The sequence below is a fragment of the Bauldia sp. genome (genome assembly GCF_020442045.1).
Classification (GTDB): domain Bacteria; phylum Pseudomonadota; class Alphaproteobacteria; order Rhizobiales; family Kaistiaceae; genus Bauldia.
Window position 1 is genome coordinate 1 of sequence record NZ_JAGRLA010000136.1, and the last position, 2,952, is coordinate 2,952.

A 2,952-nucleotide genomic window follows, 5' to 3' on the forward strand; every position below is an offset into this window, starting at 1 on the left:
TGAAGGGCGCCTTCTGGCCGAAGAATTTCGACTTCACGCATTACAACTACGTCTTCGAGAAGATCGACACGCTGCCGATCAACCTCTTCAACAGCATCTACGTGACGGGGGCGACGGTCCTCCTCACCACGATCTGCGCGGTTCTCGCCGGCTATGCGCTGGTGCATCTCAAGGCCAAGGGCAGCGGCATCGTCGTTGCCGTGCTGCTCGTCTCGCTCTACCTGCCGGTTCGCGTCGTCTCGATCATCTCGATCTACGAGATCCAGAGTTCGCTCAACCTGATCAACGTGACCAGCGGCCTGATCCTGCCTTATGTCACGCTGAACCTCGCGATCAGCGTCCTGATCATGCGCTCGATGTTCCAGCTCGTGCCGCATGAGATGATCGAGGCGGCGCGCATGGACGGCGCCGGCCACTGGCGCATCCTGTGGTCGATCGGCATCCCGATGGTCCGGAACGGCCTGGTCGTCATCTTCATCGTCAACTTCGTCACCGCATGGGGCGAGTTCCTGCTCTGCTCGACGCTGACCAACGACCAGGTGCGGCGGACCATGCCGGTCGTGCTGGCCGGCGCGCAGGGCGGTCTCGGCCAGTGGTCCTGGCCGGCCCTCGCCGCGGTCTATGTGATCGTCGTGACGCCGGGCATCGTTGCCTTCGCCTTCGCCCAGAAGTTGTTCTTCAAGGGCCTGGCGGAAGGCGTGGTGAAGGGCTGATCGGCCGGCTCGCTAGTCGAGATCGCGGATCTTGAAGTTGGAGAGCTCGGCGATCAGCCCCGGCATCACCGGCATGTAGCGCTCGGCGTTGCCACGCGCCTCCGCGAGATTGTAGGTCTCGCTGCAGGCCTTGGCGACGAACGCGGTCGCGCCGATTTCCTCCGCCATGCGGTTGTAGGTGCGCAAGTCCTTTGCCGCGATCCGGACCGGGCCCTTGAGCCCGGTATCGTCGCCGCGCAGCACCCAGGACATGATGATCTGGAACATCGGGCTGTTGGCGCCGCCCGCCGATACCACCTTGTGGAAGGTGTCGAGGTCGACGCCGAGCTTGGCGGCGGTCGCCACCGCCTCGGAGATCAGCGCGCTGGTTCCGATCGAGATGAAGTTGTTGACCAGCTTGCAGGTCGTGCCGGTGCCGAGCGGCCCGGTATAGACGATCGTGTCGGAATAGGCCTCGAGGATCGGCCGGACTTCCTCGACATCCTCCGGCGCTCCCCCGACATAGCTCGACAGCGTTCCGGCCTCCGCCTCGTTGGGGGAGCGGCCGAGCGGCGCGTCGATCATCCGCACGCCCCGCTCGCCGAGCCGGGCGGCGATCGACCGGGTCAGGTTCGGATCGGCGGTCGTCGAATCGACCACCATCGCTCCTGGCCTCAGGGTCTCCGCCACGCCATCCGGACCGAACAGGGCGGCCTCGACATTCAGCGCCGTGGGCATGCAGAAGAAGACGACGTCGCTCGCCGCGCCAAGCTCGGCGCCGGTCTTCGCTTCCGTCGCGCCGCGAGCCACAAGATCGTCCACCGGCGCGCGGTTGCGATGCCCGAGGATCGTCAGCGGGTATCCCGCCTCCAGGATATTCTTCGCCGCGCCGTGGCCCATCAGCCCGACGCCGGCATAGCCGACCCGCGGCTTGTCTTCGCTCATCCCGGTCTCCCCCCTGTCGCGGTCTCAGAACTTGCCGTATTTCAGATAGGCCTGCTGCGGATCGGTGCCGGCGAGGATCGCCTTGCGCACCAGGCTCTCGGTCGCCATCGCCTCCTCGGCCTTCGCCACGATGTCCCCGGCCTCGCCCAGCGGCACGCGAATCAACCCGTCGCGGTCGCCGATCATGTAGTCGCCCGGCGCGATCGCGACATCGCCGATGGTGATCGTCACCTCGGTCGCGACCGGTATCCAGTGGCCGACGATGTCGCGCGGCGTGAAGCCGCGGCACCAGGCCTGGAAGCCGATGTCGAGCAGGAAGTTGACGTCGCGGATATAGCCGTCGGCGATGCAGCCGAGCACGCCCTTGTCCTTCAGCGTCTCGGCCGAGAGCTCGCCCATATGGGCGACGATCCGGTCGTTCGGCTGGCTGACCCAGATCGAGCCGGGTTTCGCCTTTGACAACAGCCCGGTCCAGGCGAGCAGCGTCTCATGGGCGTCGGCGTCCTCGGCCATCCGCCCCTCAATGGTGAAGGCCGGCCCGGCCAGCGCCTTTTCGGGCATGATCGGCCGCAGTTCCGCCGGCAGGGTGAAGTCGCGGAGACCCATGGCCCGCATCACGTCGTGGACGACGCCGGTATAGCATCCGGCAAGGCGTTCGGTGAGATGGCTCATCGTTTCCTCAGGCGGCGGGAAGGCAGGCCGGGCCGATCGGCTCGAAGGACTTGTAGGTCAGGATGAATTCCTGGTGGCCGAGCTCCTCGGATTTGGTGCGCTTGCCGGTGGCAAGGCCGAGCACCAGGTCCCGTATTTCCGCGCCGACCTCGTCGAGGCTCGCGCTCCCTTCGAGAATGCGGCCTGCGTCGACATCCATGTCGTCCGACATCCGGCGATAGGTCTCGGGATTGGCGCAGATCTTGACGACCGGCGAGATCGCCGAACCGACGACCGAGCCCCGGCCGGTGACGAAGAGGATGGCGTGGCAGCCGCAGGCGATCAGCTCGGCTATCTCGGCATTGTCGTTGATGTTCGGGAAGCCGAAGCGCACCTCGCCGTCCGGCACGACATCGAGAAGATAGAGCCCGCCATGTGGCGGCATGTCACCGGGCTTGATCAGCCCGGCGATCGGCGAGGCGCCGGACTTGGCATAGGCGCCCATCGACTTTTCCTCGATGGTGGTGAGGCCGCCATCGGCGTTCCCCGCCGCGAAGGAGCCGTAGCCGAGGGTCGCGTAATAGCGGGCGGCCTTGGTGACGCTCGCCTCGAGCTCGCGGCCGAGGTCCGGCGTGACCGCCCGGTCGGCCATGATGTGCTCGCA

3 protein-coding genes and 1 pseudogene are annotated in these 2,952 nt (G+C 66.3%); 1 reads left to right on the top strand and 3 read right to left on the bottom strand.

The window, feature by feature from the left end:
- Positions 1 to 713, top strand: a 713-nt coding sequence (locus tag KDJ86_RS15440; RefSeq protein WP_291747736.1) for a carbohydrate ABC transporter permease, incomplete at its 5' end; no start/stop codon positions are given.
- 12 nt (positions 714 to 725) lie between these two features.
- On the opposite strand, the gene KDJ86_RS15445 is transcribed toward KDJ86_RS15440, so the two are convergent.
- From KDJ86_RS15445 to KDJ86_RS15455, 3 genes and pseudogenes are all read right to left on the bottom strand, one after another.
- Positions 726 to 1,637, bottom strand: a complete 912-nt coding sequence (locus KDJ86_RS15445) for an NAD(P)-dependent oxidoreductase (RefSeq protein WP_291747739.1) — start codon at positions 1,635 to 1,637, stop codon at positions 726 to 728.
- A 24-nt stretch (positions 1,638 to 1,661) separates the two neighbouring features.
- Positions 1,662 to 2,309: an RraA family protein gene (locus tag KDJ86_RS15450; protein WP_291747742.1), complete on the bottom strand. Its 648-nt coding sequence runs from the start codon at positions 2,307 to 2,309 to the stop codon at positions 1,662 to 1,664.
- A 7-nt stretch (positions 2,310 to 2,316) separates the two neighbouring features.
- A pseudogene (locus KDJ86_RS15455) lies at positions 2,317 to 2,952 on the bottom strand (UxaA family hydrolase); the annotation flags it as partial.

Excerpts from the sequence above, each read along its gene's own strand:
- KDJ86_RS15450 (WP_291747742.1), bottom strand. The coding sequence starts at position 2,309 with ATGAGCCATCTCACCGAACGCCTTGCCGGATGCTATACCGGCGTCGTC.
- KDJ86_RS15445 (WP_291747739.1), bottom strand. The coding sequence starts at position 1,637 with ATGAGCGAAGACAAGCCGCGGGTCGGCTATGCCGGCGTCGGGCTGATG.